The 22502-nt window shown below is 64.6% G+C and carries 23 protein-coding genes; 5 read left to right on the top strand and 18 right to left on the bottom strand.

Annotated elements, in window-relative coordinates; all coding sequences use genetic code 11:
• Positions 1 to 114: 114 nt before the first annotated feature.
• The 4 genes from MTX19_RS17740 to MTX19_RS17725 all read right to left on the bottom strand — a co-directional run bounded on the left by MTX19_RS17740 (position 115) and on the right by MTX19_RS17725 (position 2438).
• Positions 115 to 336, bottom strand: coding sequence for a hypothetical protein (locus tag MTX19_RS17740; protein WP_280977670.1), 222 nt, complete (start codon positions 334 to 336; stop codon positions 115 to 117).
• A 20-nt stretch (positions 337 to 356) separates the two neighbouring features.
• The gene (locus MTX19_RS17735) at positions 357 to 590 is read right to left on the bottom strand and encodes a hypothetical protein (protein WP_280977669.1); all 234 of its coding nucleotides are present in this window, start codon (positions 588 to 590) and stop codon (positions 357 to 359) included.
• A gap of 185 nt (positions 591 to 775) precedes the next feature.
• On the bottom strand, positions 776 to 1294 hold the full coding sequence (locus MTX19_RS17730) for a MarR family winged helix-turn-helix transcriptional regulator (RefSeq protein WP_280977668.1): 519 nt from the start codon (positions 1292 to 1294) through the stop codon (positions 776 to 778).
• Positions 1295 to 1976: 682 nt separating this feature from the next.
• Entirely contained in the window at positions 1977 to 2438 is a 462-nt protein-coding gene (locus MTX19_RS17725) for a DUF6163 family protein (protein WP_280978629.1), read from the bottom strand.
• A 188-nt stretch (positions 2439 to 2626) separates the two neighbouring features.
• On the opposite strand from MTX19_RS17725, the gene hemB reads away from it, so the two are divergent.
• From hemB to MTX19_RS17710, 3 genes are all read left to right on the top strand, one after another.
• Positions 2627 to 3691 carry a porphobilinogen synthase gene (gene hemB, locus MTX19_RS17720; protein ID WP_280978628.1) on the top strand — a complete coding sequence of 355 codons (1065 nt, stop codon included), beginning with the start codon at positions 2627 to 2629 and terminating at the stop codon, positions 3689 to 3691.
• A gap of 114 nt (positions 3692 to 3805) precedes the next feature.
• A complete protein-coding gene (locus MTX19_RS17715) occupies positions 3806 to 4345 on the top strand; it encodes an RDD family protein (RefSeq protein ID WP_280978627.1) in 540 nt (179 codons plus the stop codon).
• Between the two features lie 84 nt (positions 4346 to 4429).
• Complete coding sequence (locus MTX19_RS17710; protein ID WP_280978626.1) at positions 4430 to 5209, top strand: arginyltransferase; 780 nt, start codon at positions 4430 to 4432, stop codon at positions 5207 to 5209.
• Positions 5210 to 5215: 6 nt separating this feature from the next.
• Here the strand turns inward: MTX19_RS17710 and MTX19_RS17705 are convergent, their stop codons facing one another.
• Positions 5216 to 6592: an Nramp family divalent metal transporter gene (locus MTX19_RS17705; protein WP_280984621.1), complete on the bottom strand. Its 1377-nt coding sequence runs from the start codon at positions 6590 to 6592 to the stop codon at positions 5216 to 5218.
• A 323-nt stretch (positions 6593 to 6915) separates the two neighbouring features.
• Between MTX19_RS17705 and MTX19_RS17700 the strand changes: the two genes are divergently transcribed.
• Complete coding sequence (locus MTX19_RS17700; RefSeq protein ID WP_280984620.1) at positions 6916 to 8157, top strand: MFS transporter; 1242 nt, start codon at positions 6916 to 6918, stop codon at positions 8155 to 8157.
• A 23-nt stretch (positions 8158 to 8180) separates the two neighbouring features.
• On the opposite strand, the gene MTX19_RS17695 is transcribed toward MTX19_RS17700, so the two are convergent.
• On the bottom strand, positions 8181 to 9440 hold the full coding sequence (locus MTX19_RS17695) for an adenylate/guanylate cyclase domain-containing protein (RefSeq protein ID WP_280984619.1): 1260 nt from the start codon (positions 9438 to 9440) through the stop codon (positions 8181 to 8183).
• A 200-nt stretch (positions 9441 to 9640) separates the two neighbouring features.
• On the opposite strand from MTX19_RS17695, the gene MTX19_RS17690 reads away from it, so the two are divergent.
• The gene (locus tag MTX19_RS17690) at positions 9641 to 9832 is read left to right on the top strand and encodes a hypothetical protein (RefSeq protein ID WP_280984618.1); all 192 of its coding nucleotides are present in this window, start codon (positions 9641 to 9643) and stop codon (positions 9830 to 9832) included.
• Between the two features lie 88 nt (positions 9833 to 9920).
• On the opposite strand, the gene MTX19_RS17685 is transcribed toward MTX19_RS17690, so the two are convergent.
• The 12 genes from MTX19_RS17685 to MTX19_RS17630 all read right to left on the bottom strand — a co-directional run bounded on the left by MTX19_RS17685 (position 9921) and on the right by MTX19_RS17630 (position 22450).
• Positions 9921 to 10724 (bottom strand): N-acyl homoserine lactonase family protein, encoded by an 804-nt coding sequence (locus tag MTX19_RS17685; protein ID WP_280984824.1) that lies wholly within the window; start codon positions 10722 to 10724, stop codon positions 9921 to 9923.
• A gap of 95 nt (positions 10725 to 10819) precedes the next feature.
• Positions 10820 to 11770 carry a cation diffusion facilitator family transporter gene (locus MTX19_RS17680; RefSeq protein ID WP_280984617.1) on the bottom strand — a complete coding sequence of 317 codons (951 nt, stop codon included), beginning with the start codon at positions 11768 to 11770 and terminating at the stop codon, positions 10820 to 10822.
• A 222-nt stretch (positions 11771 to 11992) separates the two neighbouring features.
• Positions 11993 to 14248 (bottom strand): DNA topoisomerase IV subunit A, encoded by a 2256-nt coding sequence (gene parC / locus MTX19_RS17675; RefSeq protein ID WP_280984616.1) that lies wholly within the window; start codon positions 14246 to 14248, stop codon positions 11993 to 11995.
• A gap of 81 nt (positions 14249 to 14329) precedes the next feature.
• Positions 14330 to 14587, bottom strand: coding sequence for a hypothetical protein (locus MTX19_RS17670; protein ID WP_280984615.1), 258 nt, complete (start codon positions 14585 to 14587; stop codon positions 14330 to 14332).
• Positions 14588 to 14756: 169 nt separating this feature from the next.
• On the bottom strand, positions 14757 to 15506 hold the full coding sequence (gene recO / locus MTX19_RS17665; protein ID WP_280984614.1) for a DNA repair protein RecO: 750 nt from the start codon (positions 15504 to 15506) through the stop codon (positions 14757 to 14759).
• 137 nt (positions 15507 to 15643) lie between these two features.
• A complete protein-coding gene (locus MTX19_RS17660) occupies positions 15644 to 16024 on the bottom strand; it encodes a hypothetical protein (RefSeq protein WP_280984613.1) in 381 nt (126 codons plus the stop codon).
• 15 nt (positions 16025 to 16039) lie between these two features.
• Positions 16040 to 16963 carry a GTPase Era gene (gene era / locus MTX19_RS17655; protein ID WP_280984612.1) on the bottom strand — a complete coding sequence of 308 codons (924 nt, stop codon included), beginning with the start codon at positions 16961 to 16963 and terminating at the stop codon, positions 16040 to 16042.
• Positions 16956 to 17804, bottom strand: coding sequence for a ribonuclease III (gene rnc / locus MTX19_RS17650; protein WP_280984611.1), 849 nt, complete (start codon positions 17802 to 17804; stop codon positions 16956 to 16958). The genes era and rnc overlap by 8 nt, the downstream gene beginning before the upstream one ends.
• Positions 17774 to 18532, bottom strand: a complete 759-nt coding sequence (gene lepB, locus MTX19_RS17645; RefSeq protein WP_280977654.1) for a signal peptidase I — start codon at positions 18530 to 18532, stop codon at positions 17774 to 17776. Before lepB ends, rnc begins: the two co-directional genes overlap by 31 nt.
• Positions 18533 to 18818: 286 nt before the next feature.
• On the bottom strand, positions 18819 to 19235 hold the full coding sequence (gene acpS / locus MTX19_RS17640; protein ID WP_280984610.1) for a holo-ACP synthase: 417 nt from the start codon (positions 19233 to 19235) through the stop codon (positions 18819 to 18821).
• Entirely contained in the window at positions 19232 to 20002 is a 771-nt protein-coding gene (locus tag MTX19_RS17635; protein WP_280984609.1) for a pyridoxine 5'-phosphate synthase, read from the bottom strand. Before MTX19_RS17635 ends, acpS begins: the two co-directional genes overlap by 4 nt.
• A 156-nt stretch (positions 20003 to 20158) precedes the next feature.
• Positions 20159 to 22450, bottom strand: a complete 2292-nt coding sequence (locus tag MTX19_RS17630) for a bifunctional (p)ppGpp synthetase/guanosine-3',5'-bis(diphosphate) 3'-pyrophosphohydrolase (RefSeq protein ID WP_280984608.1) — start codon at positions 22448 to 22450, stop codon at positions 20159 to 20161.
• Between the last annotated feature and the right edge of the window lie 52 nt (positions 22451 to 22502).

The following is a 22502-nucleotide window of genomic DNA, read 5'->3' as shown; positions in this document are numbered from 1 at the left end:
TCACTCGCATGCGCGGGTGACGACACCGCGACAACGCTGTTTGACAGTTGAATCGGAAATTTGCGCGAGCGCGCTGACGCGTTTCGCAATGACGCGGCGAGAGCAGGCCGCGCGCTACAGCCCCGTATACCCGGCCTTCACATGGTCCGTGCTGCCGTCGAGCTGCCGCAGATAGGTCAGGCCGCAGACGGTTAACCGATGTGGATCGGTCTCGCCCGCCTCGAACAATGTCCGCACGTACTCGGTCACCTTGGCGCGCGCTTCGTCGCTTGCTGCGGCCGTGCGATTGAGCAGCAGATCGTAGGTCAGCATGATGCGATCGATGGCGGCTTCCATTGATGTCTCCGGGTTAACGCTCAAGCGACGACCAGCGTCTCGGCCTCAAATTGCGCGATCGCCTTGTTGGCGAGGCGAATCCTGTTGCGCTCACCGCGCTGGAACAGCTTCACGATGATGCCGAGCAGGCGCTCGTTGGTGACGAACGTGTCGGGAATGGCGCCGGACTTCCGCAGATAGTTGGATGCGATGGCGTAGGCGTCGCCGACGACCTCGGCATTCAAGACGACCTGCATTCCGTGCTCGACCACCATGTCTCCCGTCTCCGTTGGGCTGACGGATAAGCCGTAACGAACGGCTTGGTTCCCCGCCGGAGCGCTTTTTTTCGCAGATGCAGCATGACAAAACGCACCGGCCGGGCATGGCCGATGCGTGTCTGGAGGATGGCTGCCGGTCTTCTGGATCGGCCGGCTTGGCCGTCAGGCGGGAAAGCTGGGTCTTAGAGGCGATAGAGGATCTGGTCGGTCCAGAAACGCTCGAGGCGGTGCAGCGACTTGTTGAGGCTCGCGAACTCCTCGTTCGAGATGCCGCCGACCTGCTCGACCGTCTTGACGTGCTTCTGGTAGAGCGCGTCGACGATGCGGCGGACTTCCTGGCCCTGCGCAGTCAGACGAATGCGCACCGAGCGGCGATCGACGCGTGAGCGCTGATGATCGAGGAAGCCGAGCTCGACGAGCTTCTTCAGATTGTAGGAGACGTTGGAGCCGAGATAGTAGCCGCGGGTGCGCAGCTCGCCGGCGGTCAGCTCCTTGTCACCGATGTTGTACAGGAGCAGCGCCTGCACCGAGTTGATGTCGGCGCGGCCGCGGCGATCGAACTCGTCCTTGATGACGTCGAGGAGCCGGCGATGCAGCCGCTCCACCAAAGTCAGTGCTTCGAGATAGAGCGGCTGCACCGGCGATTGACCGGCAGCGCGATCGGCGGTTTCCACCGCCGTTGTCGCAACGGCTTTGATCATGACACTTCCCCTGTTGTCGTTTTATCGACTTATTCGACGAAACTTGTGTCCCGCCTGATAGGTGCAACGTAAGGGGGTGGTTTGAAGATCAGCTTAAATAAGACAATAAAGAGATCATGAATTTAAGACAGTGAATCGCGGATTAAGCCCGTAGATCAAGGACTTTTCGCAACTTTTCATTGACGGTGGCGGGCCCTTTGTTCACGCTTCGTCTGCCTCCCCTGTCACATTCGGAAACAGCTTCGTTTGAATTCGAAACGGTGACGTAACAGGTGTGAGGGAACCCTTTACGGTCACCGAACGGTTACCGGAAAAATCTTTGAAAATTTATTGGATCGCGTGGTGCATTCTCTGCACGCGATGCGCGTAGCGGCGGCGCACGCCGCGTTCCTGCTCTCAGCGCTCGCTCGCAACCATCGGGTCCCGCCGTCGGCCAGCGCAAAGCCGACTGGCAAATATGCCGAGATCCGGTAATCGATCCCGACGGCGATCCCGCAGGCGCGCTCCCGATGGGATGTTTCGATAGGGTGCGCGGTCTGTGCCACCCACCTAGCAGACCACGGGATCCTGTCTTCTCATTGCGCGCATGAGCGCCATTAAGTTGGGAACTGCCCCGCCGGATTCATTAGGCTGTCGCCGCGAGGCCACAGCGAGGCCCGCAAGCCCGGGCGTGCGCGAGGCGCTACGGCGGCCGTTCACGCGCCGCCATCCAGGCGAGCGCGAGATAGGCGGCGAGCATCACCGCTTCGAACCCGACCACCAGCAGGCTGCCGCCGTAGATCGCCGGGAACATCAGCTCGATGACCGCCATCGACACCACGGTGGTCAGCCACACCACGGCTCCCCAGGGCGTCGCAAGCCACAATCCGACCGCGGCGACCAGTTCGATCACGGCGAAATAGACCGTCGCGGTCTGCCAGGCCCATGACTGGTTCTCGAAAGCCTCCTCCTCGCCGCCGACAAAGCCGGTCACCTGGGCCCAGTGATAAAGACCCTTGGCGATCGACACGACCGCCATGATGCGCAGGAAGATGACGAGCCGCCGCGTCCACGCATTCTCATCCGGCTCGATACGGTCGGAGGAGATCCCGCCGACCGTCATGGCATTGTCCCGCGCCTGATCGCGCGCAGAAGTGTCAGACATGCGAATCGCCGCGCAAGGGCTGCAAGTTGGGGTTCATGGCGGCAGTCTTGGCCCGCCGTAGCCGCAAAATCAATTGCCGTTGCGGCAAATCGAGGGCGCCAACGGCGCAATGACGGCGCCCCCTGAAAGATGCTAGAAATGGAATTATATCAGATCCGGCCCAGTCGGCCGTTGGGGAGACCAAAGACATGGCGATCAAATTCGGGCGCCCGATCGAACTGCGCGATGCACCGCGGCGCCAGGCCGATACCCTCGCCTCGCCGTCGCTCGACCTCACGATCCGCCCGCGCCGCAACCGCAAGTCGGAATGGGCGCGCCGCCTGGTGCGCGAGCACGTGCTGACGACCGACGATCTGATCTGGCCGATGTTCGTGGTCGACGGCAGCAACACACGTACTCCAGTTGCCTCGATGCCCGGCGTCGAACGGCTCACCGTCGACCAGATCGTCCGCGACGCCGACCGCGCCGCCAAGCTGAACATCCCCTGCATCGCGCTGTTTCCCTTCACCGAGCCGTCCTTGCGCGACGAGCAGGGCTCGGAGGCGCTCAACCCCGATAACCTCGTCTGCCAGTCGGTGCGCGCGATCAAGAAGGAGTTTCCCGATATCGGCGTGCTCTGCGACGTCGCGCTCGATCCGTTTACCAGCCACGGCCATGACGGGCTGATCGCCGACGGCAAGATCCTCAACGACGAGACGGTTGCGGTGCTGGTGAAGCAGGCACTGACGCAGGCTGAGGCCGGCTGCGACGTGATCGCGCCCTCCGACATGATGGACGGCCGCGTCGGCGCGATCCGCGAGGCGCTCGACGACAACGGATTCGGCGACGTCCAGATCATGTCCTACGCGGCGAAATACGCCTCCGCCTTTTACGGACCGTTCCGCGACGCCATCGGCTCGGCCAAGACGCTGACCGGCGACAAACGCACCTATCAGATGGACAGCGCCAATTCCAACGAGGCGCTGCGCGAGGTCGAGCTCGACATCGCCGAGGGCGCCGACATGGTGATGGTGAAGCCGGGCATGCCCTATCTCGACATTGTGCGCCGCGTGAAGGACACCTTCGCGATGCCGACCTTCGTGTACCAGGTGTCGGGCGAGTACGCGATGATCGCCGGCGCTGCCGCGAATGGCTGGATCGACGGCGAGCGCGCGATGATGGAGAGCCTGGTCGGCTTCAAGCGCGCCGGTGCCGACGGCATCCTGACCTATTTCGCACCGAAGGCGGCGGAGAAGATCAAGGCGGAGACTTGAGGAGCAGCGGATGGGGAAGCGCGTTCCCTATTCGCCATTCGCGCTCCCTACCCCCCTTGGCAGGCCAGGCGCAGCTTCCCATCTCCTGCTCGGGACTCTCATCGGAGGTTGGTCATGTCCTACGGCAATGACGGCGGCACCTGGCGCAACGACGGCGGCGTTCCACCGCACGCGTTCGATCCATGGACGCAGCCGGAACTGTTCCGCGGCGTGCTGACGCGACGCGTGTTCGCTTTCCTGATCGACCTCGTGGTGCTTTCGGTGCCGGTGATCCTCGCGGTGCTGTTCATCGCGATTTTCGGCATCGTCACGCTCGGCCTTGGCTGGGCACTGTTCTGGCTGGTGTCGCCGGCCTCGATCATCTGGGCGATCGTGTATTACGGCGCCTCGATCGGTGGCCCTCACTCAGCCACCATCGGCATGCGTATGATGGATCTGGAACTGCGCACCTGGTACGGTGCCCCTGGCTACTTCGCACTCGGCGCCGTCCATGCCGTGCTGTTCTGGGTGACGGTCTCGTTCCTGTCGCCGCTGGTCCTGCTGGTCGGCCTGTTCAACGGCCGCCGCCGACTGCTGCACGACATCATCCTCGGAACCGTCATTATCAACAGCTCGGTTCGGGCCCCGGTGGCGCCGGCCGCGCGGGCCTATTAGGCCCGCCTAAACCAATTGACCGTTAGTCTTTGTGGGGCGATGCTTATTCGGCTGCCTGTTTTGTGTGGAGCCTGACGACCTGACGTGACCCAGCACTCGCGTGATACTCCGCAGTTCTATCTGACCGCGCCCTCGCCCTGCCCTTATCTGCCGGGCCGTCATGAGCGCAAGGTGTTCACGCATCTGGTGGGCGATAAGGCGGGCGATCTCAACGACTTGCTGACCCATGGCGGCTTCCGCCGCAGCCAGTCGATCGCCTACCGCCCGGCCTGTGACCAGTGCCGGGCCTGCGTCTCGGTCCGGGTGATCGCCAACGAATTCCGCCCGTCCCGCAATTTCCGTAAGGTCCTGGCCCGAAACGCCGACATCGTCGGCGAACAGCGCAGCGCAGTACCGACCTCCGAGCAATATTCGGTCTTCCGCGCCTATCTCGACCGCCGCCACCGCAACGGCGGCATGGCCGACATGACGGTGCTCGACTACGCGATGATGGTCGAGGACAGCCATGTCGAGACGCGGATCATCGAATACCGCAAGCGCAGCGCCGCCGACAGCGCCGTCACCGGCCGTGGCGACGAACTGGTGGCAGTAGCCCTCACGGATGTGCTCAGCGACGGGCTGTCGATGGTCTATTCATTCTTCGAGCCGTCGCAGGAAAGCCGCTCGCTCGGCACTTTCATGATCCTCGACCATATCGCCCGCGCCCGCCGACAGGGCCTGCCCTACGTCTATCTCGGCTATTGGATCGAGGGGTCCACGAAGATGGACTATAAGAGCCGTTTCCTGCCGCAGGAGCGGCTCGCGCCAAGCGGCTGGCTGCGCGTCGACGCCGCCGGCGAGGTGCTGGCGGAGCCGCAGGACTAATCGTCGTTACCCGAAGAACGTGTCGATCAAGAGCTTCACGTTCAGGATCACGATCAGGCCGGCCACGATCCATGCCGCGGCCGCAACCGGCGCGGAGATCGCGAACGCGCCCATCTTGCGCTTGTCGGACACGAAGCGCACCAGCGGGATCACCGCGAATGGCAGCTGCATCGACAGCACGACCTGGCTCAGCACCAGAAGCTGTGACGTGCCGCTCTCGCCATAGAGCGCGGCGACGGCGATGACCGGGATGATCGCAATGCCGCGCGTCACCAGCCGCTGCGCCCAGTCCGGCAGCCGCAGGTCGAGAAAGCCCTGCATCACGATCTGGCCGGCCAGCGTCGCCGTCACCGTGGAGTTGAGGCCGGATGCGAGCAGCGCCACCGCAAACAGCGTCGAGGCGATGCCGAGGCCGAGCAGCGGCGACAGCAGCTCGAAGGCCTGGTCGATCTCGGCGACATCCGAATGGCCGCTCTTGTGGAAGGTCGCGGCCGCCAGCACCAGGATCGCGCCGTTGACGAACAGCGCCAGCATCAGCGCGATGGTGGAATCGAGCGTCGCCCACTTGATCGCGTCGCGCCGGCCTTCCTCGGTGCGCGGATAGGCGCGGGTCTGCACGATCGAGGAATGCAGATAGAGGTTATGCGGCATCACCGTGGCGCCGATGATGCCGATCGCGATGTAGAGCATCTCCGGATTGGTGACGATCTCGCGCGACGGCATGAAGCCACCAAGCACGGCTGCAACCGGCGGCGCGGCGGCGGCGATCTGGACTGCGAAGCAGACCGCGATGACGATCAGGAGCGCCACCACGAAAGCCTCGAGGAAACGGAAGCCGCGGTTCATCAGGAGCAGCAGCAGGAAGGCGTCGAGCGCCGCAAGCAGCGCACCGCCGATCAGGGGAATGCCGAACAACAGCTTGAGTGCGATCGCGGTGCCGATCACCTCGGCGAGGTCGCAGGCGATGATGGCGGCCTCGCAGGCGAGCCACAGCAGGAAATTCACCGGCCGCGAATAGGTCGCTCGGCAGGCCTGCGCCAGATCGCGGTCGGTGGCGATGCCGAGCCGCGCCGCAAGCGCCTGCAACAGGATCGCCATCAGGTTCGAGAGCAGGATGACCGACAGCAGCGTGTAGCCGAACTTGGAGCCGCCGGCGAGGTCGGTGGCCCAGTTGCCGGGGTCCATATAGCCGACCGACACCAGGTAGCCCGGCCCGGCAAACGCCAGCAGCCGCCACCACCACAACCCGCCCTTCGGCACCGCGACCGTCGCATTCACCTCCGGCAGGCTCCGGGCATGGCCGGCATCGCCGCGCCAGCCGGAGGTACCCGGCAGGGCGTCGAGGCGAGAAACAGCGGTTACTTCAGGCGATCGAGCATCCATACCACTCTAAAGATGGCTGAACAGCCCGCTAAATGCAACTCATTTGCAACTGCATCTAGCCTCACGAAGACGCTATCGCTCAGCAACTCGCGGAACCGCCCGCGACCCCAAACAACATTCGAACGGCGCCGCTTGTCGGCACCATCACAGGTCAGCTCGCCGCGGGTCCCAAACCGCAGTGATGGCCTGAGCCGGCTTGGATCGCCGCATTGAAAGGGCCCGCCTCACGGCGGGCCTTTGCTTTGGCGTTGTCGGGAAACGGGTGGGATGGAACGTCTTCAAACCACACACTATGGCCAGATCGAATTCTCAGGGAATCTGCCATGTCCGCCGATCCGCATCGCCTGCCAGCCACGTTCAACCGCCTGGCCTGGTCCAACCTCGCCGCGCAATCGGCCGAGCAGATTGCTCTGGCCGCGGCTCCTATCGTCGCCGTGCTACTGCTCGACGTCGGCGAGGGTCAGACCGGCCTGCTGCAGACCGCGCTGACGCTGCCCTTCATCCTGTTCGCAATCCCCGCAGGCCTGCTGGCCGACCGCGTGTCGCGGCGCTGGGTCATGGCGGGCTCCGAGGCGCTACGCGCGGCCGCGCTCGCGACCATCCTGCTGTCGATCTGGCTCGGCTTGCTGACCCTGCCCTTGCTCGCTCTGCTCGGCTTCGTCGCGGTCTGCGGGACTGTTGCCTACAGCGTCGCTGCGCCCGCGCTGGTGCCATCGCTCGTGACATCGCAGCAATTGCCGGCGGCAAACGCCCGCATCGAGCTGGCACGCACCGTAGCCTTTGCCAGCGGACCAGCGCTCGGCGGCGTGCTGGTCGGCTGGGTCGGCGCTGCTCCTGCGTTTGGCTTTGCCGCGGCGCTGTCGGCGGTCGCGGTCGTGCTGCTGGCCGGCCTCTATGAGCCTGCGCGCCAGCCGGCGCCGCGGCGCCATCCGCTGCAGGACATCAAGGAAGGCGCCGCCTTCGTGCTGCACCACGCCCTGCTGCGGCCGGTGTTCATCACCCAGTTCATCTTCAACACGGCCTCTTTCCTGCTGCTCGCCGTGTTCGTGCCCTATGCCGTGCGCCATCTCGGGCTCAGCGCGACCGGCGTCGGCACGACGCTCGCAATGTACGGCGTCGGCATGGTGGTTGGCGCGCTGTTCGCGACCCGCGTGATGAAGCGGCTGGCGTTCGGCACCGTGATCGGGCTCGGCCCGGTGACCGGCTTCGTCGCAGCGGCCGTGATGGCGCTGACGACCTGGTTTCCGACGCCGCTGCTCGCAGGCCTGAGCTTCTTCCTGCTCGGCGTCGGCCCGATCCTGTGGGTGATCTCGACCACCACCCTGCGGCAGTCGGTGACCCCGCCCTCGCTGCTCGGCCGGGTCTCGGCGATCAACATCATGAGCTACGGCGCCCGCCCGCTCGGCTCCGCGCTCGGCGCCATTGTCGGCGGTCTCTACGGCGCTGAAGCCTGCCTCCACCTCGCGGCCGCAATCTTCGCCGCGCAGGCGCTGGTGATCCTGATGTCGCCCGCGGTGTCGCTGACGCGCCAGCCCGACATGGTCGGCGAGCCGGCGCGGTGCTAGCGCCCCGCATATAACGGGAGACTTCAGCTCGCCAGGTACCGCTCGTACTTGCCGCCGACAACCTCGTCGGCGGCAACCGCCGGATCGAGCGTATAGAGGTCCTGCGCATTGCCGATGCCGCGCAGCACGAAGCGGCCGGTGGAAACCAGATAGTTCCGGCCCGCGGCGTCGAGACCTGTACGGAAGGCCGTCGAAGTCAGCAATTCCCGGTCGACCGAGGCGCACATCGAGGCAATCCTGCTGACCTCGTTGACGGCGGGTCCGACCACCGTGAAATCGAGCCGGTCCTCGCTGCCGATATTGCCGTAGAACACCTCGCCGACATGGAGGCCGACATAGGCCGTGGTGGTCGGCCGGGCCTCCGAGGCGCGACGCGCGTTCAGCGCATCCATGTTGCTGCGGAATTTGTGCTCGGCCCGAAGCGCCGCCCGCTTCGCGTTTGCCATGTTCTCGCTGGTGAACATCGCCAGCACGCCGTCGCCGATCAGCTTGAGTACCTCGCCGCCGGCGTCATGGATCGCGTCGATCGAAGCCTGCGCGTAGTCGTTGAGGAAAGGGATGATCTCGTCCGGGCCGATGCGCTCGCTGATCGCGGTCGAGCCGCGTACGTCAGAGTACCACAACACGGCCTTGATCTTCTCAGTGACACCGCGCTGCATGCGCCCGCGCAATACCTGTTCTGCCGTCTCGCGTCCAAGATAGACCCGCCCGAGCGTACGGGCGATCTCGACCTGGGCGGCCGATTTGATCGCGAGCCCGAGCACCGGCACCAGGTCGCGGAGCGCAGCCATGTGGTTTTCGTCGAACCCGTCCGAATGGCGCGTCGTGTAGTAGGAATAGAAGCAGTCCATCTCCCCGATCGTGCCCGCCTCGCCAAAGCGATGCACGAAGGCGGCGAAATGCTTGTGGCCCTTCTCCGCAAGGTCACCGACCATCGAGAAATCAAGCGCGGCGCTGTCGGAGAGATCGATCACCATCTCATCGTGGCCGTTTTCGAGCATGTGATAAAAGGCCGACCGCCGCCAAGTCTGGCTGGCCTCGCCCGTACTCGTCGAGCCGTATTCGAACGCATCAGCCTCGTTGCTTTCGCCGTCGTTCCAGCGGAACCCGCGCCCCTCGAAGATCGGATGCAGCGTGTCGATGAAGACGATCGCCCGGGACAGCGGCATGCCCGCGGCCCGGCAGCGCTCGCAGAAGCCGCGCAGCAGATCGTTTTCAGGCAAGCCCTTGAGACCCTGGCTGACCAGCCAGTTCGTCAGGCGCAAACGGGACGTCAGTTCCATGGGTGGATTATGCCGGGCAATCCGTGCGGGAGGAAGGCTCGTGTCCGCACGCCAGGCCAATGCCGGGTCGCGGGTCTCGAACAAATGCGAATCCGGATGCCGCAATGCAAGCCTGCAGCATGACGTTTTCCGCGGAATGCCACCTGCCGAGGGGGCCGATTTGCGCTTCCCTTTGCTCGGGCTTTCGCGCACAAAACAGCATGGACAACGACACCGGCCCGACCAATCGCATCCAACGCCTCATGCAATGGGCGATCACCCCGCCGCAGTCCTACGGGGTCTACCTTGTCGCCCTGATCCTGGTCTTCACCCTGTCGTTCTACGCGGGCACACTGAAGCCGAAGCATCCGCCCGCCCCGCCGGTCACGGCGCCGTCCGCGCCACGCAGTTGATCAGGCCGGGTTGATGTCGCAATCCAGATCCCGCCGAGACCACACGGGTGTTCCGACGTTGGCCGGAGGCGAGCAGCGCCGAAGCAGCTCAATCATAAAAGTCCGGTGACATTCTAAGGCTGTCGCGCTGCGCCTTGTCGTGGTTGATCCAGAGCTGCGCCTTCTCTTTCGTCAGTGTGTCGGCGATCTTCTGCATCGAAGCCAACGTCTGGTCCTTGCTGACGTTCATGCTTGGCACGCGCCGATTGTCCCAATTGTCCTTGAAGTGAACGGCATCGCCGGTCAGCACGATCGCGCCCGTCTTCGGCAGCTTCACCAGCAGCGATTGGTGGCCCGGCGTGTGGCCCGGCGTCGACAGGATGGTGACGCTGCCGTCGCCGAAGACGTCGCGGTCGCCGTCGAGCTTCGTGACGGGATGACCGGGCTTGAAGCGCGGCGCGTTGTTGGCACCTGGCCACTCATACTCCGCCTTCTGCACATACAGCATCGCGGTTTGGAACATCTCGACATTGCCGATGTGATCGGGATGGCTATGCGAGACTGCCATCGCCTTAATATCGGATGGCTTCACCCCAAGTTGGTCGAGCTGCGCGGCAAGCGTCCTCGGCCGCCGCCAGGTGATCGCTTTCGGATCGGCAGGTGCGAGGCCGTTCGGCATCGCCGCCACCGCATCGGGGATGCCTGTGTCCCACAGGAACCAGCCCTGCGCGTGTTTGATCAGATAGCAACTGTCGACAAAGTCCATCGACTTGCCTTCATTCACGCCAGGCGACCAGCGTGAGATGTCACCCGCAACGCCCTCGCCGCAGTTGAGGATGTAGAGCCTCTCGACGCCTGGGGTGGCTGGCTGAGCGTCTGCACGCGGCATCGCGCCCGCGACCCAGAACACCATTGCAAGACCGATGAGCTTCTTCATTGTTGCCCTCCGTTCATCGAGCAGAACAATTCGATGCACATGGGATGAGGCCACCTTCAATGGCGACGCTGCTACACCATCTCCGCCGGCGCCAGCCGGCACGTCTCGCTGCTGATCTCGACCTGCAACGTCGCGTGGTGGATGCCGAACCGGTGCGAGAGCTCGGCGCAGGCGTGATGCAGGAAGGCATCGTCATGGCCGCCCGGGCGAACCAGGTGCGCGGTCAGCGCGGTCTCGCTCGTGCTCATTGCCCAGATGTGCAGATCGTGAACCTCCGTGACGCCCTCGAGCGTCAGCAGAAAGTCCCTCACCATGTTGAGATCAATTCCCTTCGGAACCGCGTCGAGCGCCAGGCTGACGCTGTCGCGCGCCAATTCCCAGCCGCTCACCAGCACGACCAGCGCGATGACGAGGCTGATCGCCGGATCGAGCCACTCCCATCCGGTCGCCATGATCAGAAGCGCGGCGACAACGACCCCGAGCGAGACGCCGGCATCCGCTGCCATGTGCAGATAGGCGCCGCGAACATTGAGGTCCGTGTGGCGGCCGCGCATGAACAACAGCGCGGTACCGCCATTGATGAGGATGCCGAGTGCCGCAACCCAGACCACGGTCCAGCTCGCCACCTCGGTTGGTTCGCGCAAGCGGTTGATCGCCTCGACTGCGATGCCACCGACGGCGATCAGCAACAGTCCGGCATTGACCAGCGCGGCCAGTATCGACGCCCGGCGGTAGCCATAGGTGTGGGTATCGGTCGGCCGCTTGCCCGCAAGCCATGCCCCGGCCCAGGCCAGCAGCAAGGCGATCACGTCGGAGAAGTTGTGAGCGGCGTCCGAGACCAGCGCCAGCGAGTTGGCGCTATAGCCGAAGATCAATTCCGCGACGACGAATGCCGTGTTCAGCGACGCGCCGATCGCGAACGCTTTTCCGAAACTGTCGGGCGCGTGGCTGTGCCCTGCATGCCCATGAGAGTGCCCGTGGGCATGACCGTCGTGATCATGGTCGTGATGATGATGCGCCATTGGCCTGGCAACCGTCGCCTGATGGATGTCCTCGGCGATGGTTATAGGCGCGGCGAAATGTGGATACTATCACACCGCGCTCGGCCAAAACGTAGCCCGGATGGAGCGTAGCGCAATCCGGGGGCTGCTGTGCGTTTGAAGACGATTCCCGGATTTCGCGGAGCCTGTCATCGAGCGCGCATTCGCGCGACCCGTTGGCTTCATCCGGGCTACAGGCCTTGTTTACTCCACGCCGCGATTGAACTTGTTCGACTTCGGCAGGCCGTGGGCGAGCCGGCCGGCGTCGGCGCGGTTGCCGCGCCAGTCGGCCAGTTCCTTCATGGTCATGCTGTGGTCGCGGCCGGCGGAATCCTTCCAGGTCAGGCCTGTCTTGGAATCGAACACCGCGACATCGGACAGCGCCGCACTGGTGTATTTCTGCAAGCGTACGCCGCGGCCGCGCGCCATTTCCGGCACCTGGTCGAGACCGAACAGCACCATCTTGTGGTTGGTGCCGATCACGGCAACGGTGTCGCCGATCACGGTGGTGATCGCGCGGGCCTCGTTCGGCATCTCCACGTTGAGCACCTGCTTGCCCTTGCGGGTGTTGCCGACGCAGTCCTCCTCCTTGACGATGAAGCCCTGACCCTCGCTGCTCGCGATCAGGAACTTGCGCTCGCCCTTGTTGACGAACAGCGCGACGATTGCCGCGTCCTGCTCGAGGTCGATGAACATGCGGATCGGCTCGCCATGGCCGCGGCCGCCTGGCAGCTTCGCCACGTCGAGCGAATAGAACTTGCCATTGGTCGCAAACAGCAGAAGCTTCGAGGTCGTCTCCGCGAAGAAGGCGTGATCGAGCTTGTCGTCGGTCTTGAAGGCAAGGCCGGAGAGATCGGCGACATGGCCCTTCAGCGTTCGCACCCAGCCCTTCTCGGAGATCACCACGGTGCACGGCTCGCGCTCGACGAAGGCCTCCTCGATCGCGGCGAGATCATGCTCCGGCGCGTCGGCAAAGGTGGTGCGGCGCTTGCCGAGCGGAGTCTTGGGCCCGAAAATATCGCGGACCTTTGTGACCTGCTCGCCGACCTTTGCCCATTGCTGCGCTTCCGACCCGAGCAGGCCCTCGATGCCCTTCAGCTCCTTCCGCAACTCCTTATCCTCGTTGCGGATCTCCATCTCCTCCAGCCGGCGCAAGTTGCGCAGGCGCATGTTGAGGATCGACTCGGCCTGGATCTCTGACAGCTTGAAGGTCTTCATCAAGACCGGCTTCGGCTCGTCCTCGGTGCGGATGATCTTGATCACCCTGTCGAGGTTCAGATAGGCGATCAGCTGCCCGCCGAGCACTTCGAGCCGGTGCTCGATCTCGCCCTTGCGGAAATTGGAGCGGCGGATCAGCACGTCGCGCAAATGGTCGAGCCATTCGCGCAGGGCTTCGGCAAGGCCGACCACCTTCGGGATGCGGCCCTTGATCAGCACGTTAAGGTTCAGCGAGATCCTGCTTTCCAGCTCGGTCAGCCGGAACAGCGACTCCATCATCAGGGCAGGATCGACCGTGCGCGACTTCGGCTCGATGACGAGGCGGATGTCCTCCGCCGATTCGTCGCGGACGTCGCCGACCAGCGGCAGCTTCTTCTGCTCCAGCAGCTCGACGATCTTCTCGTGGAGGCGCGACTTCTGCACCAGCCACGGAATTTCGGTGACGACCACCACCCAGGTGCCGCGGGCGCCCTCTTCCACCGACCAGCGCGCACGGGTGCGGAACGAGCCGCGGCCCGTCGTGTAGGCCTCGATAATCGCTTCTTTGGAATCAACGACGATGCCGCCGGTCGGGAAGTCCGGGCCCTTGACCCATTTCAGCAGCGCCTTCGACTTCGCGTCGGGCTTGTCGATCAGATGCAGCGCCGCATCGCAGAGCTCGGCGGCATTGTGCGGCGGAATGGCGGTCGCCATGCCGACCGCGATGCCTTGCGCGCCATTGGCAAGCAGGTTCGGAAAGCCGCCCGGCAGCACCACCGGCTCTTTCGACTGGCCGTCGTAATTGGCGCGGAACTCGACGCCGTCCTCATCGATGCCGTCCAGCAGCAGCCGCGCGACCTCGGTCATGCGCGCTTCGGTGTAGCGATAAGCTGCCGGGTTATCGCCGTCGATATTGCCGAAATTGCCCTGACCGTCGACCAGCGGATATCGCGAGCTGAAGTCCTGCGCCAGACGCACCATGGCGTCATAGATCGCCTGGTCGCCATGCGGATGGAACGAACCCATCACATCGCCGACGATCTTCGCAGATTTCTTGAAGGCGGTCCCTGGATCGAGCCGCAACAGCCGCATGCCGTAGAGGATGCGCCGGTGCACCGGCTTCAGCCCGTCGCGGGCGTCCGGCAGTGCGCGGTGCATGATGGTCGAGAGCGCATAGGCGAGATAGCGCTCCTCGAGCGCGTCACGCAGCGGCACCTCGTGGATTTCAGCCGGCTCTTCCGGCGGTAGCTGTCGTTTTCCCATGAGGAGGCGTTAAACCGTGCCGGTGAATCGGGCAAGACGCGAATCACGTCAGCCGCGCCCCGATGCACCTGATTCGCGCGATTATTGCGCGAACTGGTTGACCGCCTGCAGGGTCTCGACGGGGGCTTCGTTGAGGCAACGGCGGGCGACGTCGATCTCGGCGTCGGTTGCACCGTGGGCTCGCGCCCAGCTTTCGGCAGCCGCGGCCGAGTATTTGGCGACGTAGTAGCGAACCAACGTGCAGGAGACGCGGCGGATCACGCCATGCCGCTCACCAGCGATTGCATCCGGCGCCAACGTCAGCAGCGCCGCCGAAATCAGAATTCCCCGAAGATACATCAGCCGCCCCATCGATGGAACCAAGCCGAAACGCACCACGGGGCGATCTGGTTCCCTGTCCTGGCGCGCATGACAGGGGCGCGGGAACGTCGAAGCGATGCAGCCGAAAGGAACTGGACGAACTCAACGAGCCTGACGGACCCCGGCGTTTGGCCGTTGCCTCGCTCGCTTACGTCCCTGACGCCCGCGTCCGCCGCTTGGTCACAGCGTTGATAAACCCATCACGGGCATCGGAATGGCCCTGCCCGCGCGGCTCCAGCACGTGGCGGAGCAGGAACAGCCCGGTGATCTGGAAGCCGTCGAGCAGGTCCTGCTCAGACCAGGCATTCGCGCCGCCGTCGCCCTCACGCAGGAAGGCCGGCAATGGCAGCAGACGGTCGCGCCACGGTTCGCCGGCTGCGCGCGACACCGCGCCGCCGGATTTCGGCGAGACGTAGATCAGCTCGGTGGTCGCACCCGTGGCTGCGCAGTTTTGCAGATCGAGCCCGAATCCGAGCTCGGCCAGCATCGCCAGCTCGAACCGGATCACATGCACCGCGGCGATGCCCGCATCCTCGAAATCGTCGAGCGTCCACTGCAGCATCTCGTAGATCTCTTCATGAGGATCGCGCTCCGGCAGCAGCCGCGCCAGTGCGGCCAGATGCGTTACGCCGTAGACGCCATGCGACGAGCCGAGCAGCGTCGCCGCGCGCAGCCGCGTGCCCTCGATCGCATACATGCCGAGATGCTCGTCGAGCCGCGCTCGCCACACCGCGGTGACGTTGTTACCGGGCTGCAGCAGCGGCCGCATCCGCGAGCTGGCGCCGCCGCGCACCAGGCCGAGATGGCGGCCGTGCCCGCGTGTCAGCAGTTCGACAATGGCAGAGGATTCGCCATGCCGCCGCACGCCCAGCACGATGCCTTCGTCGGTCCATTCCATGATTGCGAATGTATCATCGCAGGGCGGACTGGCGCAGCGCAATCCGCCGATATCGCCAGGAAGTTACAAGGGCGGGCCACATCTTCGCCCCGCGCTCGTGGGCGGCCGACTCAGTTGGCCAACCCGCTCGGCCGGCTTCACGCGTTGAACCAGCCCTGCGCATCGCCGGTGAAGGAGAAATAGAGCCCCGCCGTGGTCAGGATGCAGGACACCACTTCGATGCCGCTGTCGAGCTCAACGCCGCGGTCGCCGATCACCTGCACCAGGGAGATCACCGACAGCACCAGCGCCGCGGCCAGCGCCCAGCGCGGCCAGTTCTTGCGGCGCTGCGCGGCAAGCCAGACGAAATACATCAGCAGCAGGATCATGCCGCCGGCCATCAGCGTCGCCACCATGATCATCTGATCGGTCATCTCATTGTTCGGCGTGCGGTCCTGGAACGCCACAGACAACGCATCCAGCGTCAGCGAGAGATAGAGCAGCACTTCAAACCACAGCACGTTTCTAGGCACGTTCATCGCACACGCCGGTTCTTATTCCTTGGGGAAGTCCAGTCCCATTTCCCTGTAACGGTCCGGGTCGTCGCCCCAGTTCTCGCGCACCTTGACGAACAGGAAGAGATGCACGGGCACGCCCATGATCTCGGCGATCTCCTTGCGCGAGTCCGCGCCGATCGACTTGATGGTGGCGCCGCCCTTGCCGAGCACGATCTTCCGCTGGCTCTCACGCTCGACGAAGATCGTCTGCTCGATCCGGATCGAACCGTCCTTGCGGTCGGTCCAGCTATCGGTCTCGACGGTCGACTGGTACGGCAGTTCCTGGTGCAGGTGGCCGTAGATCTTCTCGCGCGTGATCTCCGCCGCAAGGTGCCGCATCGGCGCATCCGACATCTGGTCCTCGGGGTACAGGAACGGCCCCTCCGGCACCATCGTCGCCAGCGTCTGGCGCAAATCGGCAACGCCATCGCCGGACAGCGCGGAGATCATGAACGTCCGTTCGAAGCGCATCCGCTCGTTGGCCGCCTGGGCCAGCGCCAGCAGCTTTTCGCGCGGCACGAGGTCGATCTTGTTCAGCACCAGGATCTTCGGATGCCCGACGGTCTCGAGCTTGCCGAGGATTGCGTTCGCCTCCTCGTCGAGGCCCGACTTGGCGTCGAGCAGCACGCAGACGAGATCGGCGTCATGGGCGCCGCTCCAGGCAGTCGACACCATGGCGCGGTCGAGCCGGCGCCGCGGTGCGAAGATGCCGGGCGTGTCGACCAGGATGATCTGCGCATTGCCCTCGATCACAATGCCGCGGATCAGCGCGCGCGTGGTCTGCACCTTGCGCGAGACGATGGTGACCTTGGAGCCGACCAGCGCGTTGACCAGCGTCGACTTGCCGACATTGGGAGCGCCGATCAGCGCGACGAACCCGCAGCGCGTCGCGGACCCCTGCCCTTTGGCCTGATCAGTCATTGGTACCGACGCCCTCGCGCTCGATCATCGCCGAGGCCGCCGCCTTCTCTGCCGCGCGCTTGTTGCCGCCCAGGCCCTCGGCCGACGCCAATCCCGGCAGGTCGACGGCGACGCGGAATTGCGGATCGTGATGTGGGCCGGTGCGCTCGACCTCGCGATAGACCGGCGTCGGCAATCCCTTGCCCTGGGCCCATTCCTGCAGCACGGTCTTAGGATCGCGCAGCGGGCGGCGAGGCTTGTGCATCCGCTCGGTCCAGTTGCGCTCGACGAACTGACGCGCGGCCTCGTAGCCGCCGTCGAGATAGATCGCGCCGATCACGGCCTCGCAGATGTCGCCGAGCACCGATTTGCGCAAACGCGCTCCCTCGACCGCCTTCACCATGCCGAGCTTGATGTCGTCGAGCAGGCCGAGCGATTTGGCGACGTCGGCGCAGCTTTCCTTGCGCACGAGATCGGCGAGCCGCTTCGACAATTCGCCCTCGTCGGCCTTCGGAAAGGCGCGGAACAGCATGTCGGAGACGATCAGCCCGAGCACGTGATCGCCGAGAAATTCGAGGCGCTGGTAGCTGTCGGCGCGGTTGCGGGTGGCGGGCTTGAGCGCGGAGACGTGGGTGAACGCGGTGGTCAGCAACGCGGGATCGGCGAACTTGTACCCGATGCGCGCCTCGGTGCCCGCGATCGCGGCCTTTTCTTCCGCGGCCCTGGCGGCCTTGCTGCGCCGCTTCTTCGGCGCGGCCTCACCGCCGGCGGCAGGCGTCGGGTTCGGCTCACCGGGTGGCGGTTGATCCTTGATGGCTGATGTCTCGTCGTTCATCGCACGATAGAGAATATGCGATTCCACCGCACGGCGGTGGGCCAGCGCCAGAACATCCAGGCGTGCTCGCCCTCAGCGATCGAGAAGAAGATCATCTGGGCCCGGCCGACAATGTTTTCGAGCGGCACGTAGCCGACCGCCGACAGCACGCGGCTGTCGGTCGAATTGTCGCGGTTGTCGCCCATCATGAAGAAGTGACCTTCGGGCACGGTGTAGACGTTGGTGTTGTCGTAGAACCCGTTGTCGACGCAATCGAGCGTCTCATAGCTGACGCCGTTCGGGAGCGTCTCCTTCCACCGCTTGACGCGGGCGGTGGCGTCCGAGCCGCAGGGGTCCTCACCGACGAAGTCGCTCAGACGCTCGCGCTTGACCGGGACGTCATTGATGTAAAGCAGTCCCTCCTTCATCTGGATACGGTCGCCCGGCAGGCCGATCACGCGCTTGATGTAGTCGGTGGTGTCGTCCTTGGGCAGTCGGAACACGACAATGTCGCCGCGATTCGGGCTGGAGCCGAAAACGCGCCCGGAAAACAGCGGCGGCGACAGCGGGATCGAATAGTGGCTGTAGCCGTAGGAGTATTTCGATACGAAGAGGTAGTCGCCGACCAGCAGTGTCGCTTTCATCGAGCCTGAGGGGATGTTGAACGGCTGGAACAGGAAGGTCCGGATGACGAGCGCGATCAGCAGAGCGTGGATGACGACGCGGATGGTTTCGCCCAAGCCGCTTTCAGATTTGGTCCCGGTGGTCGCGCTCATTGCTTTCCCAATTCCCGCGAGCTTTGGTGCCCACGCGGTGGCAGAACGTTCTCTTCCCGCGAAGCGTGCGATCCTCGCGTGAGGAAAATGGCCTTGATTCTGATCTTGAGGGCAAATTCCGGCGTAAACCCGAATCCGCGTCTCGCTCGATGCTAACCCTGCGGCGTTTTAGACGGTTGTTCGCACGCACGCAATCAATCGCCGCGCAAAAACTTCACAATCCATTGAAATATCAATGATTTTTTAGTTTTCTGAAGGTTTCTGGTGCCCCCGCGGGCTGCCCCGCTTATTTGGCGGGGGCAACAGCCGAAATTATGACGAAGGCCTGAGCGAGCGGCCAATCATCGGTGATCGAGAGATCGATCCTGGCCTCTAGGCCATCGGGCGTCAGCTCCTGCAGCCGCGCCAGCGCCCCGCCCGTCAGTTGCATGGTCGGCCGCCCTCCTGGCAGGTTCACCACGCCCATGTCCTTCCACCACACTCCGCGCCGGATGCCGGTCCCGAGCGCCTTGGAACACGCCTCCTTGGCGGCGAAGCGCTTGGCGTAGGTCGCGACCACCATCTTCTCGCTCTTGGTACGGCGCATCGCCTTGGCCCTTTCCGCGTCGGTGAAGATGCGTTCGAGGAAGCGCTCGCCGTGCCGCTCGATCACCTTGGCGACTCGGGTGATGTCGATCAGGTCGGAGCCGATGCCGATGATCATGCGCTGACAGCGCCCTTCGCCTTGGCGCGTCCGCGATCCATCGCCGCGCGCATCGCGCGGACGGTCTCCGCAATGCCGACAAACAGCGCCTCGCCCATCATGAAATAGCCGATGTTGAGCTCGCGAATCTCGGGCAGCGCCGAGATCGTCTCGGTGGTCTCATAGTCGAGGCCATGGCCGGCATGGACCTCGAGCCCCGCGGCATTCGCGAGCCTGGCCCCCTCGACGATCCGCTTCCATTCGGCCTCGGCCTTGTCCTTGTGGCCGTCGAGCACGGCGTCGCACCAGCCGCCGGTGTGGATCTCGATCACCGGCGCCTTCAATTTCGCGGCCATTTCGATCTGCCTCGGATCGGCGGCGATGAACAGCGAGACCCGGATGCCGGCATCGCTGAGTCGCGCAATGAAGGGCGCGAGCGCATTGCGCTGGCCGACCACGTCGAGACCGCCTTCGGTGGTAAGCTCCTGGCGCCGCTCCGGCACAAGGCAGACGGCGTGCGGCTTGGTGGTGAGCGAAATCCGCAGCATGTCGTCGGTCGCGGCCATCTCGAAGTTCAACGGCTTGGATATTTCGGCCTTCAGCCGGGCCATGTCCTCGTCGCGGATATGCCGGCGATCCTCGCGCAGATGCGCGGTGATGCCGTCGGCCCCGGCCGCGATCGCCGCAAGCGCCAAACGCACCGGATCGGGCCGCGCGCCGCCCCGCGCATTGCGCAGGGTCGCAACGTGATCAACATTGACGCCGAGGCGCAGCGGAGGAGCAGACATCAAAATGACCCTCTGACAAACCGGTTGAGTTATCCCTCATCCTGAGGAGCGGCGCCTTCGCCGCGTCTCGAAGGATGCGGGCCCGCCTCTGGCCGCATGGTTCGAGACGGCGCTAAACGCGCCTCCTCACCATGAGGATCGATGACGTGTGCAAGCCTACCCATTGACGCGCTCGACCCGAGCGACGACGGCCTTGGCGCGCAACTGGGCGATGATAGCGCTGAGATGCTTGAGGTCATAGACCTCGAGATCGATGGTCAGCTCCGTGAAATCGGGGGACCGGCGTGACATATGGATGTTGTCGATATTGCCGTCGTGCTCGGCGATCACGGTTGCGATCTGGGCAAGACTGCCGGGCTCGTTGACGTTGTGGACCAGGATTCGCGCCGGGAAGCGCTGCGGCATGGTCTCGTCAACGTCCCAGCGCACGTCGAGCCAACGCTCCGGCTGCTCCTCAAAGTCCTTCAGCGCCGGCGACTGGATCGGATAGATCGTGATCCCCTCACCCGGCGTGACGATGCCGACGATGCGATCGCCCGGCACCGCGCCGCCATTCGGCGCGAACTTCACCGGCAGGTCGGAATTGATGCCGCGCACCGGGATCACCGTGGCGGCGCGCGCCGGATGCGGCGTGGTCTGCGTCTTCAGCTTGGCGGCGAGCCCCTTCGAGGTGCCATAGCGCACCAGTCGCTCTTCCTTGTAGTCGGGATACATCGCGCGCGCGACGTCGGAGGCCTTGATCTCGCCGCGCCCGACCGACGCCATGACGTCCTCGATCGAGGTGCGCGCCAGCCGCGGCAGCGCGCCCTTCAGCTTGTCGTCGGCATATTCGATCTTGGCGCGGGCAAACAGGCGGTCGACGATACGGCGGCCCAGGCCGGCATACTGGTCGCGCACCGCGTTGCGGGTGGCGCGCCGGATCGCGGCGCGCGCCTTGCCGGTGACGGCCAGCGCCTCCCAGGCCGACGGCGGGGCCGACTGCGCCTTCGAGGTGAGAACCTCGACCTCGTCGCCGTTCTGCAGCTCGGAGGACAATGGCGCGAACTTGCCGTTGATCTTGCACCCGACCGCGCTGTTGCCGACGTCGGTGTGCACCGCATAGGCGAAGTCGACCACCGTGGCCTGGCGCGGCAGCGCGATCAGCTTGCCCTTCGGCGTGAAGCAGAACACCTGGTCATGGAACAGTTCCAGCTTGGTGTGCTCCAGGAACTCTTCCGGGTTGGCGCTATCCGAGAGGATGCCGATGGTGTGGCGCAGCCAGGCGAAGGCATTGGACTCGTGCTTCAGCCGCTCGTTCGGCGAGCCCGCCCCTTCCTTGTAGAAGGCGTGCGCCGCGATACCGAACTCGGCGATCTGGTTCATCTCCTCGGTGCGGATCTGCAGCTCGACGCGCTGCTTACCCGGCCCGATCACGGTGGTGTGGATCGAACGGTAATCGTTCTGCTTCGGCGTCGAGATGTAATCTTTGAAGCGGCCCGGCACGACCGGCCAGGTCGTGTGGACGATGCCGAGCGCACGGTAGCAGGCACCGATATCGTCGAGGATGACGCGGAAGCCGTAGATGTCGGACAGCTGCTCGAAGCCGATCGACTTGCGCTCCATCTTGGTCCAGATCGAAAACGGCTGCTTGCGGCGGCCGAAGACCCGCGCGGTGATGCCGTTCTTCTGCAGGTTCTTGGAAAGCTGGGTTTCGATCTCGCCGATCAGGTTGCGGTTGCGGTCGGCCAGAGCATCGAGCCGCTGCTTGACCACCGCATAGGCCTCGGGATCGAGCACGAAGAACGAGAGGTCCTCCAGCTCCCCGCGCATTTCCTGCATGCCCATGCGGCCCGCGAGCGGCGCATAGATATCGAGCGTTTCCTCGGCGATGCGGCGGCGCGACGCCGGCGGCACAAACTCCAGCGTACGCATGTTGTGCAGGCGGTCGGCAAGCTTGACCAGGAGCACGCGAACGTCGTCGGCGATCGCAAGCAGCAGCTTGCGCAGGTTCTCGGCCTGCTTGGCCTCGCGCGACACCAGCTCCAGCCGCTTCAGCTTGGTCAGGCCCTCGACCAGCGCGCCGATTTCATGACCGAACACATGATCGATCTCGGCCCGTGTCGCCTCGGTATCCTCGATTGTGTCGTGCAGCAGCGCGGCAACGATCGTGGCATCATCGAGCTTGAGGTTGGTCAGGATCGCGGCGACCTCGAGCGGATGCGAGAAATAGGGGTCGCCGGAGGCGCGCGTCTGGGCGCCATGCGCCTTCATGGCGTAGACATAGGCGCGGTTCAGCAGGTCTTCGTTGGTGTCGGGGTTGTAGGAGCGGACGCGCTCGACGAGGTCATATTGCCGCATCATCCGCGCCCTCGGTCTGGCCGGCTTCTCCGCCGTGGACGACGCCGGCGCCACCGCGACTGTCTCGGTCGCAGCCTGCATCTGGCTGGAACTCCGGCGCCGATAAACCATGGACGCACTGCCTTTCGCGCGGGCCAGAGGGCCCTCTCTATCCAATCTAGTG

Origin of the sequence: Bradyrhizobium sp. ISRA464, assembly GCF_029910095.1 — a bacterium.
Lineage (GTDB): Bacteria > Pseudomonadota > Alphaproteobacteria > Rhizobiales > Xanthobacteraceae > Bradyrhizobium.
This window is presented reverse-complemented; position numbering and strand designations above follow the sequence as displayed.

Bases quoted from the DNA above. Each gene is read 5' to 3' on its own strand.
- lepB (WP_280977654.1), bottom strand. From the start codon at position 18,532: ATGAGCGCGACCACCGGGACCAAATCTGAAAGCGGCTTGGGCGAAACC.
- MTX19_RS17730 (WP_280977668.1), bottom strand. From the start codon at position 1,294: ATGATCAAAGCCGTTGCGACAACGGCGGTGGAAACCGCCGATCGCGCT.
- hemB (WP_280978628.1), top strand. From the start codon at position 2,627: ATGGCGATCAAATTCGGGCGCCCGATCGAACTGCGCGATGCACCGCGG.
- MTX19_RS17670 (WP_280984615.1), bottom strand. From the start codon at position 14,587: ATGTATCTTCGGGGAATTCTGATTTCGGCGGCGCTGCTGACGTTGGCG.
- MTX19_RS17690 (WP_280984618.1), top strand. From the start codon at position 9,641: ATGGACAACGACACCGGCCCGACCAATCGCATCCAACGCCTCATGCAA.
- era (WP_280984612.1), bottom strand. From the start codon at position 16,963: ATGACTGATCAGGCCAAAGGGCAGGGGTCCGCGACGCGCTGCGGGTTC.
- acpS (WP_280984610.1), bottom strand. From the start codon at position 19,235: ATGATCATCGGCATCGGCTCCGACCTGATCGACATCACCCGAGTCGCC.
- MTX19_RS17715 (WP_280978627.1), top strand. From the start codon at position 3,806: ATGTCCTACGGCAATGACGGCGGCACCTGGCGCAACGACGGCGGCGTT.
- MTX19_RS17740 (WP_280977670.1), bottom strand. From the start codon at position 336: ATGGAAGCCGCCATCGATCGCATCATGCTGACCTACGATCTGCTGCTC.
- MTX19_RS17685 (WP_280984824.1), bottom strand. From the start codon at position 10,724: ATGGTGTTCTGGGTCGCGGGCGCGATGCCGCGTGCAGACGCTCAGCCA.
- MTX19_RS17660 (WP_280984613.1), bottom strand. From the start codon at position 16,024: ATGAACGTGCCTAGAAACGTGCTGTGGTTTGAAGTGCTGCTCTATCTC.
- MTX19_RS17630 (WP_280984608.1), bottom strand. From the start codon at position 22,450: ATGGTTTATCGGCGCCGGAGTTCCAGCCAGATGCAGGCTGCGACCGAG.
- MTX19_RS17735 (WP_280977669.1), bottom strand. From the start codon at position 590: ATGGTGGTCGAGCACGGAATGCAGGTCGTCTTGAATGCCGAGGTCGTC.
- parC (WP_280984616.1), bottom strand. From the start codon at position 14,248: ATGGGAAAACGACAGCTACCGCCGGAAGAGCCGGCTGAAATCCACGAG.
- MTX19_RS17700 (WP_280984620.1), top strand. From the start codon at position 6,916: ATGTCCGCCGATCCGCATCGCCTGCCAGCCACGTTCAACCGCCTGGCC.
- recO (WP_280984614.1), bottom strand. From the start codon at position 15,506: ATGGAATGGACCGACGAAGGCATCGTGCTGGGCGTGCGGCGGCATGGC.
- MTX19_RS17680 (WP_280984617.1), bottom strand. From the start codon at position 11,770: ATGGCGCATCATCATCACGACCATGATCACGACGGTCATGCCCACGGG.
- MTX19_RS17695 (WP_280984619.1), bottom strand. From the start codon at position 9,440: ATGGAACTGACGTCCCGTTTGCGCCTGACGAACTGGCTGGTCAGCCAG.
- MTX19_RS17725 (WP_280978629.1), bottom strand. From the start codon at position 2,438: ATGTCTGACACTTCTGCGCGCGATCAGGCGCGGGACAATGCCATGACG.
- MTX19_RS17705 (WP_280984621.1), bottom strand. From the start codon at position 6,592: ATGGATGCTCGATCGCCTGAAGTAACCGCTGTTTCTCGCCTCGACGCC.
- MTX19_RS17635 (WP_280984609.1), bottom strand. From the start codon at position 20,002: ATGTCTGCTCCTCCGCTGCGCCTCGGCGTCAATGTTGATCACGTTGCG.